Below are 14,541 nucleotides of genomic sequence, written 5' to 3'. Positions count from 1 at the left end.
AGGTCTGGCCGGCGGGCGCACAATCGCGTTCCCTCGACAACCGAACCCCGTGCCGACAGGCCGGGGTTGTTTTGTGTCCGCTTCCAAATCGTCACTGGCTGCGCTCACCCTCGGCGCTATCGGCGTGGTGTACGGCGACATCGGCACCAGCGTGCTGTACGCCGTGAAAGAGGTCTTCGGCTCCGGCCACGTGCCGTTCACCCATGCCAACGTCTACGGCATCCTGTCCATCCTGTTCTGGACGCTGACCGTCATCGTTTCGCTCAAGTACGTGGTGCTGGTGCTGCGCGCCGACAACAACGGCGAGGGCGGCCTGATCGCCATGCTGGCGCTGGCCTCCACGGCGGTGAAGGAGCGGCCGGCGCTGCGCCAGACGCTGCTGGCCATCGGCATCTTCGGCACGGCGCTGTTCTACGGCGACGGTGTCATCACCCCGGCGATCTCGGTGCTCTCGGCCGTCGAGGGCCTGGAGGTGATCTCGCCGCACTTCAAGCACTACGTGGTGCCCATCACCCTGCTGGTGCTGTTCGTGCTGTTCGCGGTGCAGAAGCGCGGCACCAGCGGCATCGGCCGCTTCTTTGGCCCGATCACGCTGGCCTGGTTCCTCACCATCGCTGCGCTCGGTGTGTCGAAGATCGTGGGCCACCCCGAGATCCTGGGGGCGCTCAACCCGCTGCACGCGCTGCGCTTCATGTGGGCGCAGCCGGGCACCGCCTTCATCATCCTGGGCGCGGTGGTGCTGTGTGTCACCGGGGCTGAGGCGCTGTACGCCGACCTCGGTCACTTCGGCAAGCGCCCGATCCGCCTGGCCTGGTTCTCGGTCGTCATGCCCTGCCTCACGCTGAACTACTTCGGCCAGGGCGCGCTGCTGCTGGAAGACCCGGCCGCGGTGAAGAACCCGTTCTTCAACATGGCGCCCGAGTGGCTGCTGCTGCCGCTGGTGATCATGGCCACCATGGCCACGGTGATCGCTTCGCAGGCCCTGATCACCGGCGCCTTCAGCGTGACCAAGCAGGCCATCCAGCTCGGCTATCTGCCGCGCCTGAAGGTCCAGCACACCAGCGTGAAGCACACCGGCCAGATCTACATGCCGTTCGTGAACTGGAGCCTGTTCACGGCGATCGTGCTGGCGGTGGTGATGTTCAAGTCCTCGTCCAACCTCGCGGCGGCCTACGGCATCGCGGTCACGCTGGACATGCTCATCACCACGGTGCTCACCTTCTACGTGGTCCGCTACAGCTGGAAGTACCCGCTGTGGCTGTGCGCGCTGGCCACCGGCTTCTTCTTCCTGGTCGACCTGGCCTTCTTCAGTTCCAACCTGCTCAAGCTCTTCGCGGGCGGCTGGTTCCCGCTGCTCATCGGCGGCGCGGTGTTCACGCTGATGATGACCTGGAAGCGCGGCCGTTCGCTCATGGCCGAGAAGCAGCACGCCGAATCGATCGAGCTGGGCAGCTTCCTCGACGCCCTGTTCATCGCGCCGCCGGCGCGCGTGGAGGGCACGGCGGTGTTCCTCACGGCCGACATCGGCACCGTGCCCAACGCCATGCTGCACAACCTCAAGCACAACAAGGTGCTGCACGAGCAGAACCTGTTCGTCACCGTGCGCAGCCACGAGGTGCCCTGGATCGGCCTGGACAAGCGCCTGCAGATCGAGCCGCTGGGGCACGATTGCTGGCAGGTGGTGGTGAACTACGGCTTCAAGAACGACCAGGATCTGCCGGAAGCCCTGTCGACCATGCGCGGGCGCGGTTGCGACATGGGCCCCATGACCACCAGCTACTTCCTCTCGCGCGACGTGGTGGTACCCACCATCGGCAGCGGCATGGCGCCCTGGCGAGAGAAACTGTTCGCCCAGATGCACCACAACGCGAGCGCGGCGGCGGAGTTCCTCAACCTGCCGAGCAACGCGGTGATCGAGCTGGGCTCGAAGGTGGAGATCTAGGCCAGGTGCGCGTCCGTGGTGGTGACGGTGGCGTACCCGAAGGCCAGCGCTGCCATGGCCGTGGCATGCACCTGGGCCGCCGGCACCTGGGTTGAACCGAACTCCAGCGGCAGCGTGGCACAGGCGTCGTGCACGACCGTGACGGGATAGCCGAGGTCGGCCGCGGCGCGGGTGGTCGCCTCGATGCACATGTGGCTCATGGCGCCGATCACCACCAGCTGTTCGATGCCTTCGGCGTCCAGCATCTGCTTCAGTGCCGTGTCGCGGAACGAGTTGGGGTGGTTCTTCACGACCACCGGCTCGCCCTCGGTGGGCGCCACCTGCGGCACGATCTGCACCGCGCTGGTCCCGGGCGCGAAGATGGGCGCGCCCGGCTTGGCGGATTCGTGGCGAATATGGATGACCCGTTGGCCTTGCGCGCGCGCGGCGGCCAGGATGCGGGCGGCGTTGCCCAGGGCGGCGTCGATGCCGGTCAGCGGCAGCTGGCCGGTGGGCAGGTATTCGTTCTGAAGGTCGACGATGAGGGTGGCGCGCTTGCTCATGGTGGGCTCTTTCTTTCAAGGAGGGTGGGCCGGATTGTCGAGACGGCTTGCGCCGGGCGCCATTGGCCTGGATGACACGCTTCAATAGAATCGGGCCAAACCACCTGTTGCCCACCCTGGAGATCCCGTGCCCCCTGTCCGCGTCGCCGTGCTGGCCTTCGAGGGGGTGAGCCTGTTCCACCTCTCTGTGCCGAGCATTGTGTTCGGTGCCGATCGGGTGCCGGACGGCCCGCCCCCGTACGAGGTGCTTTACTGCGCGCCGGAACCCGGGCGCGTGCGCACCGACCAGGGCATGGAGATCGAGGTGCCCGCCGGGCTGGAGGCGATGACCGCCGCGGACATCGTCTTGGTGCCGGCGTGGAACCACCCGGAGCAGGTGGCGCCGGTGGCATTGACCGATGCGCTGCGGCAGGCCCATGCCCGGGGCGCCCAGGTGGTCGGCCTGTGCCTGGGGGCGTTTGTGCTGGGCGATGCGGGGCTGCTCGACGGGCGGCGCGCGACGACCCACTGGGCTTGCCGGGGGCTGTTCGCGCGGCGCTTCCCCGAGGCCGACTTTCACCCGGACGTGCTGTACGTGGACGACGGCCACGTGATCACCTCGGCCGGGACGGTGGCCGCCATCGACTGCTGCCTGCACCTCGTGCGCCAGCGCCACGGCGCCGACGCGGCCAACCGCGTGGCGCGCCTGCTGGTGACGCCGCCGCACCGCCAGGGCGGCCAGGCGCAGTACATCGAACAGCCGGTGCCCTCACTGCCCAGCGAGCACCGCCTGCCGGGTGTCATGGAGTGGGCGCGCGAGCATTTGTCGCAGCCGTTGTCGCTCGATGTGCTGGCCGAGGTGGCCCGCATGAGCCGGCGCACCTTCACCCGGCGCTTTCGCGAGGCCACCGGCACGACGGTGGTCAAGTGGCTGGTGGCCGAGCGGGTGGCGAGGGCGCAGCAGTTGCTGGAGACGACCGACATGCCCATCGAGCGGCTGGCGACCGAAGTGGGCTTCGGCAGCGCGCTGTCGTTGCGGCAGCACTTCGCCGGCCAGATGCGCACCTCGCCGTCGTCTTATCGAAGGGCCTTCCGGGAAGGCCGGCAGCGCGCCTAAGCACATTGCCGGGTCGGCTTGCCCCGACGCAGCGCGGGTTGTTGCGCCCCGGCACAATCGCCCGATGTCCTTTTTTCGCGACGTGAACCTTTCGGCCGCCACGGCCGGCTTCGTGGCCGTGCTGGTGGGCTTCACCAGTTCGGTGGCCATCGTCTTCCAGGCCGCACAGGCCTTCGGCGCCACGCCGGCCCAGATCACCTCCTGGATGTGGGCGCTCGGCCTGGGCATGGGCCTGTGTTCGGCCATTCCCTCGCTGGTGCTGCGCCAGCCCGTCATGGTGGCCTGGAGCACACCGGGCGCGGCGGTGCTGGCCACGGCCGGCCTGGCCGGTGGTTTCACCATGGCCGATGCCGTGGGTGCTTTCCTGATCAGCGCCGCGCTCATCGTGCTGGTGGGGGCCACCGGCTGGTTCGAGCGGGTGATGAACAGAATTCCCATGGCGATCGCCTCGGCCCTGCTGGCCGGCGTGCTGGCGCGCTTCGGCCTGCAGGCCTTCGCCGCCGCACAGACGGCGCTGCCGCTGGTGGTGCTGATGCTGCTGGCCTACCTGCTGGGCCGGCGGCTGCTGCCGCGCTATGCGGTGCCGCTCACGCTGGCCGTGGCCATCGCCTATGTGGTGGCGCGGGGCCAGTTCAACGGCGGCGCGGTCAGCTTCGAGCTGGCCATGCCGGTGTTCACCCTGCCCACCTTCAGCCTGGCCGCATTCACCAGCCTGGCGCTGCCGCTGTTCGTCGTTACCATGGCCTCGCAGAACCTGCCTGGCGTGGCGGCGATCCGCGCGGCGGGTTACGACATGCCGATCTCCCGCATCATCACGCTCACCGGCGTGGTCACGCTGGTGCTCGCGCCGTTCGGCGCCTTTGCGCTCAACCTCAGCGCCATCACCGCCGCCATCTGCATGGGGCCCGAAGCGCATGCCGACCCGAAGAAGCGCTACACCGCCGCGGTGGTGTGCGGCGGCATCTATGTGCTGATCGGCCTCTTCGGTGCGGCCATCACCGGCCTGCTCATCGCCTTTCCGCGCGAGCTGGTCATGGCCATCGCCGGCATCGCGCTGCTGGGCAGCATCGGCGGGGGCCTGCACGCCGCGCTCAAGGACGATGCGCACCGCGAGGCCGCGCTCATCACCTTTCTCGTCACGCTCAGCGGCGTGGTCATCGGCGGCATCGGCTCGGCCTTCTGGGGCGTGGTCGCCGGCGCGATCGCGCTGCTTGTGCAACAGTACGGAATCCACTCGAAAAAGCCCTGAACGAACGCCATGAAAAAAATCCTCGTCGTCGCCGATCCGCTCGAAGCCTTCAAGATCCACAAGGACACCACCTTCGCCATGATGCGCGAGCTGCAGCGGCGCGGCCACACGCTGGCGGCCTGCGAGCCCGAGCACCTGCAGTGGCAGAGCGGCCAGCCCGTGACGGCGCAGGTGCGCCACGTCACGCTCACGGGCGACGCCGACGCCTGGTTCACCACCACGGGCGAAGGCCGCGAGCCGCTGCACAGTTTCGACGCCGTGCTGATGCGCAAGGACCCGCCCTTCGACAGCGAGTTCTTCTACGCCACGCACCTGCTGGAGCAGGCCGAGCGCGAAGGCGCGCGCGTGTTCAACAGCCCGCGCGCGCTGCGCGACCACCCCGAGAAGCTCGCGCTGATGGAGTTCGCGCGCTTCGCCCCGGCCACGCTGGTGACGCGCCGGCCCGAGGCGATCCGTGCCTTTCACGCCGAGCACAAGGACATCATCCTCAAGCCGCTCGACGGCATGGGCGGCATGGGCATCTTTCGCGTCGGGCCCGACGGCATGAACCTGGGCTCCATCATCGAGACGCTCAACCAGGGCGGCGCCACCAGCGTGATGGTGCAGCGCTACCTGCCGGAGATCGTGCTGGGCGACAAGCGCCTGCTGCTGATCGGTGGCAAGGTCGCGCCCTTCGTGCTCGCGCGCATCCCGCAGGGCAGCGAGGTGCGGGGCAACCTGGCGGCCGGCGGCAAGGGCGTGGCCCAGCCGCTGAGCGATGTGGACCGGGCCGTGGCCGAAGCCATCGCCCCCACGCTGGCCGCGCGCGGCCTGCTGCTGGTGGGGCTGGACATGATCGGCGACAAGGTGACCGAGATCAACGTCACCAGCCCGACCTGCTTCCAGGAGATCCAGCAGCAGACCGGTTTCGATGTGCCGGCCATGTTCGTCGACGCGCTGGAGGCGGCGCTCGCATGAGCGAATCAACGCCCAAGGAACAGCCGCGCAACCCGCTGCATGGCCTCACGCTGGAGGCCATCCTCACCGCGTTGGTGGCGCACTACGGCTGGGACGGTCTGGGCGAGCGCATCCCGGTGCGCTGCTTCAACATCGACCCGAGCATCCCGTCCAGCCTGCGTTTCCTGCGCAAGACGCCCTGGGCGCGCGAGAAGGTGGAAGGGCTGTACCTGTTCATGCTGCGCGAGCAGCGCCGCGCCGGCCGGGGCTGACCCGATTCGGGCGGGGGGCGCCATCCCCGCTACATTACAGCCCAGGTTCAATCACCGGGAAGTGGATTCACGATGGCGACTCGGCCAAGCAACACGGCAACGCGGCATGGACGCAAGGTGCTCAACCTCTCCGGCTACGTCTCCTACTATCTGACGATCCTGGCCAACAAGCTGTCCAGCGGGGCTTCGCGGCTGTACCTGGAGCACCACGACATCGGCATCATCGAGTGGCGCATGATGGCGATGCTGGCGCTCGAACCGGGCATCTCGCCCGTGCGCGTGTGCCAGTTCATCGGGCTGGACAAGGGGGCTGTCAGCCGCGAGATGCGCAAGCTGGAGGCCAAGGGCTACATCACGGTGGAGGATGACCCTGAAAGCTCGCGCCGGCGCAGCCTGGCCCTGACGCCCGAAGGCTATGCCCTCCACGACAAGGTTCTGCGCGTCGCGCTGGAGCGCGAACGCCGGCTGCTCAAAGGCCTTTCGGCCGCCGAGGTGCAGACGCTGCTGAGCCTGCTGGTGCGCACCACCGCCAACATCCCCTTCGTGAACGAATACGAACCGCCGGTGGAGAGCCCGGCGCCGCGTTCGCGGAAGAAGAAGGACTGACTCAGTCCCTGGGGCGTGCTTCGTCGCCCTCGCCGGGGCGGGGCACGACGTGGCTGAGCGAGGGCGGGATGTCGCCCGCGCCGGGGTTGCCGATGCGGCGGCGGAACAGCTCGGTGCGCGCCAGCAGGATGGTGGTCACGGGCACCGTGAGCGACAGGAAGATGATGATCAGCCAGGCGTGCAGCGAGAGCCGTGCGTCCTGGGCCGAGAAGTAGATGATGCTGGCCAGCGTGACGCACCAGGCCGAGAAGCTGAAGGCCAGCGCGGGCGGGTGCATGCGCTGGAAGAAGGTCTTGAAGCGCACCACGCCGATGGCGGCGGTGAGCGTGAAGAGGCCGCTGAGGATCAGCAGCAGCGCCACCGGGATTTCGACCCAGAGCGACACACCGGCGGGCATCATCATTCGATCACCTCGCCGCGCAGCAGGAACTTGGCCATGGCGGCCGAGCTGACGAAGCCGAACACGGCGATCAGCAGCGCGGCCTCGAAGTACATCGCGCTGCGGTAGCGGATCGCCAGCACCATCAGCACCAGCATGCCGATGGTGTAGATCAGGTCCATGGCCAGCACGCGGTCCTGCGCCGAAGGGCCCCGGTACAGGCGCAGCAGGCCCAGCGCCATGGCCAGCACGTAGCAGGCCAGCGCGAAGACGATGGCACCGAACAGGAAGGGGCTCATTCGAAGATCTCCATCAGGGGGCGCTCGTAGCGCTGCTTGATCAGCGCGATCTCGTGCTGCGCGTCTTCGAGGTCGAAGATGTGCACCAGCAGCGCGCTGCGGTCCAGCGCGATCTCGGACCAGATGGTGCCCGGGATCACGCACATGATGGCGGCCAGCACCGCCAGGCCGTTGGGGTCGCGCAGGTCCAGCGGCACGGTGATGAAACCGCCCTGCGGCATGTGCTCGCCGCGGCCCAGCGTGCCGCGCAGCACGCGCCAGTTCCACTCGATCACGTCGACGCCCACGCGCAGGAACAGCTTGAAGGCCACCCAGGGGTGGCTGAAGCGCACCGGCGTCGGGCGCAGCGACTGTGTGAGCAGCGGCACCGCGAAGCCCAGCAGCAGGGCCATGAGCCAGTGGCCCAGGCTGTAGGGGTTGTTGAGCACCAGCCACAGCGCGACCAGCGCGAGCGACAGCAGGGGGGCGGGGAACAGGCGCCGCATCATGGCTGCTTCTCCGGCACGGGCACGCCCAGGCGTTCGGCGTTGGTGGGGGTGGGCAGCGGCCGGGCCGAGAGCACGGCGTCGATGTAGCCGCGCGGGTGGTACAGCGCGCTGGCGGTGGCGGCGGTGTAGCGCATCACCGCCTCACCACGCACCGTGAACAGCACGCACAGCCCGATCAGCACCGCGATCGGCACGTACTCGGCCACGCGCAGCATGTGGCCGCCGCGCTCCATGGGGGCCCAGAAGAAACGGATGCCGGTGCGCGAGAGCGCCACCAGCGCGAACAGCCCCGAGGTGATGACCAGCCCCATCAGCATCCAGCTGGCGGTGCTCACGGCGGGCGTGCCGCTCTGCAGCGGCAACAGGGCCGAGAGCATGGCGAACTTGCCGATGAAGCCCGAGAGGGGCGGCAGGCCGGCGACCAGCACCGTGCAGCAGATGAAGGCCAGGCCCAGCAGAGCGGTGGTGGCGGGGATGGCGCGGCCGATCAGCACCTCCTCGTCTTCGTCGAGGTTGGCGGTCTTGGCGATTTCCAGGTCGGCCAGGGCGAAGGGCAGGTGGTCTTCCTCGTCTTCCGGCGCGCGCTGGCTCGCGGGGTCGGTGCGCGAGCGGTCCATGAGCTCGGCCAGCAGGAAGAACGCGGCCACCGCCATGGTCGAGCTCGGCAGGTAGTACAGCGCGCTGGCGGTGAGCTCGGGGCGCGCGAAGCCCAGCACCGCGAGCAGGGTGCCCGAGGAGACGATGACCGCGAAGCCGGCCAGCCGCGCCGGCCGCTGCGAGGCCAGCATGCCGATGGCGCCGAAGGCCAGCGTGGCCATGCCGCCCCAGACCAGCCACTCGCTGCCGAAGCCTGCCGAATGGCCGGCCTCGGGTGAGAAGAGCAGGGTGGACAGGCGCAGCAGCACGTAGATGCCCACCTTGGTGAGCAGCGCGAACATCGCCGCCGAGGGCGCGCTGGCGCTGGAGTAGGCGGGCACCAGCCAGAAGTTGAGCGGCCACATCGCGGCCTTGGCGAGGAAGGCCACGGCCAGGATGGCGCAGGCGGTGTGCAGCAGCGCTCGGTCGGCCGAGGCCACGTCCGGGATGCGCGCGGCCAGGTCCGCCATGTTGAGCGTGCCGGTCACACCATAGATCATCGAGGCGCCCACCAGGAACAGCGACGAGGCGGCCAGGTTGATCGAGATGTACTGCAGGCCGGCCTTCACGCGCGAGGGGCCCGAGCCGTGCAGCAGCAGGCCGTAGGACGCGGCCAGCATGACCTCGAAGAACACGAACAGGTTGAACAGGTCACCGGTCAGGAAGGCCCCGTTCAGGCCCATGATCTGGATCTGGAACAGCGGGTGGAAGTGCGCGCCGGCCTTGTGCCAGCGCGCCAGCGCGAACAGCAGCGCCATCAGCGCGACCATCGCGGCCAGCAGCAGCATCAGGCCCGAGAGGCGGTCGAGCACGAGCACGATGCCGAAGGGCATGTCCCAGTTGCCGGGCAGGTAGACGCCGAACGCGCTCGGCCCCTCGCCCTGCTTGCTCCACAGGAGCAACAGAATGGCCACCGCCAGGTTCAGCAGCGTCGCGCTCAGGCTGATGGTGGCCTTGGTGCGGTGCCGGCGGTCGCCCACGAACAGCAGCACGCAGGCGGTGACCAGCGGCAGCAGGATGGGCGCGATCATCAGGTGCGGCATGAGCGCCGCGGTGATCGCCTGGATCATTCCTCCCGTCACTCCGCGTCCCCCTGGCCGTCCACGTGGTCATTGCCGAAGAAACCGCGCTGCGCGAGCAGCACGACGAGGAACAGCGCGGTCATGGCGAAGCCGATCACGATGGCGGTGAGCACCAGGGCCTGCGGCATCGGATCGTCGTACTGCATCAGCGTGGCTTCCAGACCGGGCGTCAGCACGGGTTCGCTGTCCACGGACAGCCGACCCATGCTGAAGATGAACAGGTTGACGCCGTAGCCCAGCAGGCACAGGCCCATGATGACCTGGTAGGTGCGTGGGCGCAGCATCAGCCACACGCCGCAGGTGGTGAGGGCGCCGATGGCGATGGCCATGACAAGTTCCATCAGGGGGTTCCTTCGGGTTGGGTTTCCTGCTCGACCACCTTGGCCTGGCGGTGGCCGCGCACCGACTGGTGGCCCAGCGCCGTGAGGATGAGCAGGGTCGCGCCCACCACCAGGGTGAAGACGCCGATGTCGTAGAACAGCGCGCTGGCGACGTGGATCTCGCCCAGCAGCGGCAGGTGCAGGTGGGCCGTGTGCGTGGTCAGGAACGGGTAGCCGAACCAGAACGACCCCAGGCCGGTGGCGGTGGCGGTCAGCAGGCCGGCGGCGATCCAGCGCTGCGGCATCAGCTGCATGTTGGCCTCGACCCACTGCGTGCCCGAGACGATGTACTGCAGGATGAACGCGGTGGAGAGCACCAGCCCTGCCACGAAGCCGCCGCCGGGTTCGTTGTGGCCGCGCATGAAGAGGTAGACCGCGATCACCGACGCGATCGGCAGCAGCAGGCGCACCAGCACCGCCGGCACCATCAGGTAGCCCTGCGCGGTGTCTTCAGCCAGTTGCGGGTTGACCAGATCGGTGTCCAGGTCGGCCGGCAGCGCCCGCTGCTGGGCCGTGAGTTCGGCGCTCTCGGGCGCGGGGCGGAAGCGGCGCAGCAGCGCATACACCGTGAGCGCCACGATGCCGAGCACGGTGATCTCGCCCAGGGTGTCGAAGCCCCGGAAGTCCACCAGCATCACATTGACCACGTTGGTGCCGCCGCCTTCGGGCAGCGCGCGCTCCAGGAAGAAGGGCGAGATGCTTTGCGGGAAGTCGCGCGTCATCAAGGCGTAGGACAGGGCGGTCATGCCGCCGCCGGCGGCCAGCGCCAGCAGCAGGTCGCGCGAGCGCCGGGCCTTGGCCTTGGTGCGCTCCCACAGCGGTTCGCTGTCGTCCTGCACCTCCAGCCGCTTGGGCAGCCAGCGCAGACCCAGCAGGATCAGCACCGTGGTCACGGCCTCGACCGAGAGCTGCGTGAGCGCGAGGTCGGGTGCGGAGAACCAGGCGAAGGTGATCACCGTGGTGAGGCCCGACACGCTCATGAGCGCCAGCGCGGTGAGCCGGTGGTACTTGGCTTGCCAGACCGCGCCGATGGCCGCGCCCACGCCCACCACCCACAGCAGGGCGAACATGGGCGAGAACGGCAGCAGCGTGCGATCACCGGGCGCCAGCGACGGGTTCGGCACCGCCAGGCGGAACGCGGCCACCGAGCCCACCACGGTCACCAGCACCAGCAGGAACAGCTGCGGCTGCAGGCGGCGCGTGCCCAGCAGGCGCAGGGCGCTGCGGGCGGCGGCGGTGAGTCGGGCCATGGCGTGGTGGAACAGGCGCTTGCCGTTGAACAGCCCCACCAGTGGCGCGCGCTCGATGCGCCCGCTCTGCAGCGGCTTGCGCAGCAGCAGGTACAGCACGATGCCGCCGGCCAGCGCCAGGAAGCTCATCCACAGCGGCAGGTTGAAGCCGTGCCACACCGCGAGGTCGAATTCCGGCAGTTCCCCGCCCACCACCGGCAGCGCGGCGGTGCCCAGGATGTACTGGATGGACCACTGCGGCACGATGCCCACCACCAGGCAGGCCAGCACCAGCACCTCGATCGGCACGCGCATCCAGTGCGGCGGCTCGTGCGGCACGCGCGGCAGGTTGGCGCAGGTGTCGGGGCCAAAGAACACGCGCGCCGTGAAGCGCAGCGAATAGGCCACGCTGAACATGCCCGCGACCACCGCCGCGACCGGCAGCACGCGCTGGAACCAGGGGGCCGCGCTGACGAACACCGCCTCGGTGAAGAACATCTCTTTCGAGATGAAGCCGTTGAGCAGCGGCACGCCGGCCATGGCCGCGCCGGCCACCACGGTCAGCGTGGCGGTCACCGGCATGTAGCGGGCCAGGCCCGAGAGGCGCCGGATGTCGCGTGTGCCGGCCTCGTGGTCGATGATGCCCACCGCCATGAACAGCGAGGCCTTGAAGGTGGCGTGGTTGATGATGTGGAACACGGCGGCCACGGCGGCCAGCGGGCTGTTCATGCCCAGCAGCGTGGTGATCAGGCCCAGGTGCGAGATGGTCGAGTAGGCGAGCAGGCCTTTGAGGTCTTTCTGGAAGATGGCGGCAAAGCCGCCGATCAGCAGCGTGATCAGGCCCGAGCAGGTGACGATCCAGAACCACTCGTCGGTGCCGGCGAGCACCGGCCACAGCCGGGCCAGCAGGAACACGCCGGCTTTCACCATGGTGGCCGAGTGCAGGTAGGCCGAGACCGGGGTGGGGGCGGCCATGGCGTGGGGCAGCCAGAACTGGAACGGGAACTGCGCGCTCTTGGTGAACGCGCCGAGCAGGATGAGGATGAGCGCCGTGCTGTACAGCGGATGGGCGCGCACCACGTCGCCGGCCCGCAGCACCACGTCCAGGTCGTAGCTGCCGACGATGTGGCCGAGCACCAGCACGCCGGCCAGCAGGCACAGGCCGCCCGCGCCGGTGACGGTCAGCGCCATGCGGGCGCCGCGCCGCGCGTCGCGGCGGTGGTGCCAGTAGCCGATCAGCAGGAAGGAGAACAGGCTGGTGAGTTCCCAGAACAGCACCAGCTGGATCAGGTTGCCCGAGAGCACCACGCCGCTCATGGCGCCCATGAAGGCGAGCAGGAACGAGAAGAAGCGCGGCACCGGGTCGTCGGGCGACATGTAGTAGCGCGCGTAGAGCACCACCAGCGAGCCGATGCCCAGCACCAGCATGGAGAACATCCACGCGAAGCCGTCCATGCGCAGCACGAAGTTCAGGCCGAGCGAGGGCAGCCACACAAACTCCTGCCGGATCACGCCGCCGGCGGCGACTTCGGGGAAGTACATCGCGGCCTGCACGGCGCAGAACAGCGCGATGGCGCCCGCCAGTGTCGACTCGGTGTTGCGCGCGTTCGCGGGCAGCAATGCAGCCAGCAGGCTGCCCACGAATGGGAGGGCGACGAGGAAGATCAGGGAGACGTGCATGGGCCTTCGAGTTTAGTGGCATGAGTTTGCAGTGCCTCCAGGGTTCCCCTCCATGGGGTTTGTCTCGCGGTTTTTCTTTCTGCTGCTTCGCGGCGGGCCGGGGGTGGGGTCCGCCTGCTCCGGCCCTGCTCGCGGTCGTCTGCCCGGGCATGCCAGCACCGTTTCATCAACACCGGGCTGGCACTCAGCTTCTATGGCAATCGCGAATGGGGGCCTGCGCAGGCGGACCCCACCCCCGTCCCGCAACACACCTGTGCATACCAGCCTTGCGTGCCAACATCATTTCTGGGGCGGGTGGTCTGGGCATTCGGGCGCTGGCCCCATTCGCGGTTGCCACAAGCGCTGGCGCGCCAGCCCGGTGTTGATGAAACGGTGTTGGCGCGCCCGGGTACCCGTCCGCGAGCGGCCTGCGACCGAATGACCGGACCACCCGACCTCGCCCACCAGGAGGCGAGAAACGCATTCTTCTCTGTGTTGTGGCACCATGCCCGGTTGCCTTTCGCCAGACCCAGACCCATGACCGCCCCCCGCCACGGCCCTTTGATCGCCAACCTCGTCGCCCAGCTCGCCTTCGGCCTGCTGGCCATGACCATCTGCATCCCCTCGATGCAGCAGTGGGGCGCGATCTTCGGCTCCAGCCAGGCGGCGGTGCAGCTCACCTTCAGCGGCTACGTGGTGGCCTATGGTGGCCTGCAGCTGCTGTATGGCCCGTTGTCGGACCGGCTCGGCCGCAAGAAGATCCTGCTGCTGGGCATCGCCCTGGGCCTGCTCGGTTCGCTGCTGGCCGCGCTCGCCGGAGATCTGGTCATGCTCACCGCCGCGCGCGTCCTGCAGGGCGCCGGTTGCGCCGCCGGCATGGTGGTGGGGCGCGCCATGGTGCAGGACCTGTTCGACGGCCCCGAGCGCACGCGCGTCATGGCCTACATCGGCATGGCCATGGGCCTGGTGCCGCCGCTGGCCACCATCATCGGCGGGCAGCTGCACGTGCGCCTGGGTTGGCAGGCCAACTTCGTGCTGCTGACCGGGCTGTCGATCGTGCTGTTCATCGCCGCCTGGCGTGGCCTGCCCGACCACCCCGCAGCGACCGCACCGCAGCAGACGCACTGGCTGCGCGACATGGCCTCGTCGTACGCGCAGCTGGCGCGCGCGCCCGGCTTCCTGCTCTATGTGGCCCTGCTCTCGATGACCACCGCCACCTTCTATGCCTTCCTCGCGGGCGCCCCCATCGTGCTCGGCAGCTACGGCGTGGGCCCGGCAGGCATCGGATACCACATCATGGTGGTGCCGCTGGCCTACATCGTCGGCAACTACCTCACCACCCACCTGGTGCACCGCCTGGGCGAGCGCACCGTGATGCGGCTGGGGCAGGGCAGTTCGCTGCTGGGCATCGGCCTCATGCTCGCGCTCGCGCTGGCCGGGGTGGACACGCCGCTGGCGCTCTCGCTGCCCCTGCTGCTGCTGGGCATGGGCCATGGCCTGCTGGTGCCGCCCACGCTCATCGGCACGGTCGGCCTGCTGCCGGCGCTGGCGGGTGCGGCGGCGGCCGTGGCCGGTCTGATGCAGCAGCTTATGGGCGCGCTGGGCGGCTTCGTGGTGGGGCTGGTGCCGCACGACGGGGCGGTGAACCTGGGTTGGCTGATGCTCGCGCTCTCGGCCAGTGCCGCCGTGGCCATGGCGGCGCTCCAGCGCGGCCAGCAGGCGCGCGCCTGAGGCGCGCCGCCGCCG

14 protein-coding genes are annotated in these 14,541 nt (G+C 69.0%); 7 read left to right on the top strand and 7 right to left on the bottom strand.

Annotation, left to right across the window (positions count from 1 at the left end; translation table 11 throughout):
• The first annotated feature begins 73 nt into the window (after window positions 1-73).
• The gene (locus AC07ZS_RS02695; RefSeq protein WP_494797092.1) at window positions 74-1,942 is read left to right on the top strand and encodes a potassium transporter Kup; all 1,869 of its coding nucleotides are present in this window, start codon (window positions 74-76) and stop codon (window positions 1,940-1,942) included.
• Here the strand turns inward: AC07ZS_RS02695 and AC07ZS_RS02690 are convergent.
• Window positions 1,939-2,484, bottom strand: a complete 546-nt coding sequence (locus AC07ZS_RS02690) for a cysteine hydrolase family protein (RefSeq protein WP_494797091.1) — start codon at window positions 2,482-2,484, stop codon at window positions 1,939-1,941. The two genes, AC07ZS_RS02695 and AC07ZS_RS02690, sit on opposite strands and share 4 nt — an antisense overlap.
• A gap of 127 nt (window positions 2,485-2,611) precedes the next feature.
• Between AC07ZS_RS02690 and AC07ZS_RS02685 the strand changes: the two genes are divergently transcribed.
• From AC07ZS_RS02685 to AC07ZS_RS02665, 5 genes are all read left to right on the top strand, one after another.
• Window positions 2,612-3,580 (top strand): GlxA family transcriptional regulator, encoded by a 969-nt coding sequence (locus AC07ZS_RS02685; protein WP_494797090.1) that lies wholly within the window; start codon window positions 2,612-2,614, stop codon window positions 3,578-3,580.
• A 64-nt stretch (window positions 3,581-3,644) separates the two neighbouring features.
• On the top strand, window positions 3,645-4,829 hold the full coding sequence (locus AC07ZS_RS02680; RefSeq protein ID WP_494797089.1) for a benzoate/H(+) symporter BenE family transporter: 1,185 nt from the start codon (window positions 3,645-3,647) through the stop codon (window positions 4,827-4,829).
• Between the two features lie 9 nt (window positions 4,830-4,838).
• On the top strand, window positions 4,839-5,786 hold the full coding sequence (gene gshB, locus AC07ZS_RS02675; RefSeq protein ID WP_494797088.1) for a glutathione synthase: 948 nt from the start codon (window positions 4,839-4,841) through the stop codon (window positions 5,784-5,786).
• Window positions 5,783-6,037 (top strand): VF530 family protein, encoded by a 255-nt coding sequence (locus AC07ZS_RS02670; protein WP_494797087.1) that lies wholly within the window; start codon window positions 5,783-5,785, stop codon window positions 6,035-6,037. Before gshB ends, AC07ZS_RS02670 begins: the two co-directional genes overlap by 4 nt.
• Window positions 6,038-6,109: 72 nt before the next feature.
• Window positions 6,110-6,643, top strand: coding sequence for a MarR family winged helix-turn-helix transcriptional regulator (locus tag AC07ZS_RS02665; RefSeq protein WP_494797086.1), 534 nt, complete (start codon window positions 6,110-6,112; stop codon window positions 6,641-6,643).
• A 1-nt stretch (window position 6,644) separates the two neighbouring features.
• Here the strand turns inward: AC07ZS_RS02665 and AC07ZS_RS02660 are convergent, their stop codons facing one another.
• From AC07ZS_RS02660 to AC07ZS_RS02635, 6 genes are read right to left on the bottom strand one after another with little or no spacing between them, the layout of a single operon-like run.
• Complete coding sequence (locus AC07ZS_RS02660; protein WP_494797085.1) at window positions 6,645-7,046, bottom strand: Na+/H+ antiporter subunit G; 402 nt, start codon at window positions 7,044-7,046, stop codon at window positions 6,645-6,647.
• On the bottom strand, window positions 7,043-7,321 hold the full coding sequence (locus tag AC07ZS_RS02655; RefSeq protein ID WP_291116828.1) for a K+/H+ antiporter subunit F: 279 nt from the start codon (window positions 7,319-7,321) through the stop codon (window positions 7,043-7,045). The genes AC07ZS_RS02660 and AC07ZS_RS02655 overlap by 4 nt, the downstream gene beginning before the upstream one ends.
• A complete protein-coding gene (locus AC07ZS_RS02650) occupies window positions 7,318-7,809 on the bottom strand; it encodes a Na+/H+ antiporter subunit E (protein ID WP_494797084.1) in 492 nt (163 codons plus the stop codon). The genes AC07ZS_RS02655 and AC07ZS_RS02650 overlap by 4 nt, the downstream gene beginning before the upstream one ends.
• Window positions 7,806-9,515, bottom strand: coding sequence for a monovalent cation/H+ antiporter subunit D (locus AC07ZS_RS02645; protein WP_494797083.1), 1,710 nt, complete (start codon window positions 9,513-9,515; stop codon window positions 7,806-7,808). Before AC07ZS_RS02645 ends, AC07ZS_RS02650 begins: the two co-directional genes overlap by 4 nt.
• A gap of 8 nt (window positions 9,516-9,523) precedes the next feature.
• Entirely contained in the window at window positions 9,524-9,868 is a 345-nt protein-coding gene (locus AC07ZS_RS02640; RefSeq protein WP_494797082.1) for a Na+/H+ antiporter subunit C, read from the bottom strand.
• Window positions 9,868-12,816, bottom strand: a complete 2,949-nt coding sequence (locus AC07ZS_RS02635) for a monovalent cation/H+ antiporter subunit A (protein WP_494797081.1) — start codon at window positions 12,814-12,816, stop codon at window positions 9,868-9,870. The genes AC07ZS_RS02640 and AC07ZS_RS02635 overlap by 1 nt, the downstream gene beginning before the upstream one ends.
• Window positions 12,817-13,332: 516 nt before the next feature.
• Here AC07ZS_RS02635 and AC07ZS_RS02630 point away from each other — a divergent pair.
• Window positions 13,333-14,526, top strand: a complete 1,194-nt coding sequence (locus tag AC07ZS_RS02630) for a Bcr/CflA family efflux MFS transporter (protein ID WP_494797080.1) — start codon at window positions 13,333-13,335, stop codon at window positions 14,524-14,526.
• The last annotated feature ends 15 nt before the right edge of the window (window positions 14,527-14,541 follow it).

The organism is Hydrogenophaga sp. GW456-12-10-14-TSB4, from assembly GCF_059424305.1.
This window is presented reverse-complemented; position numbering and strand designations above follow the sequence as displayed.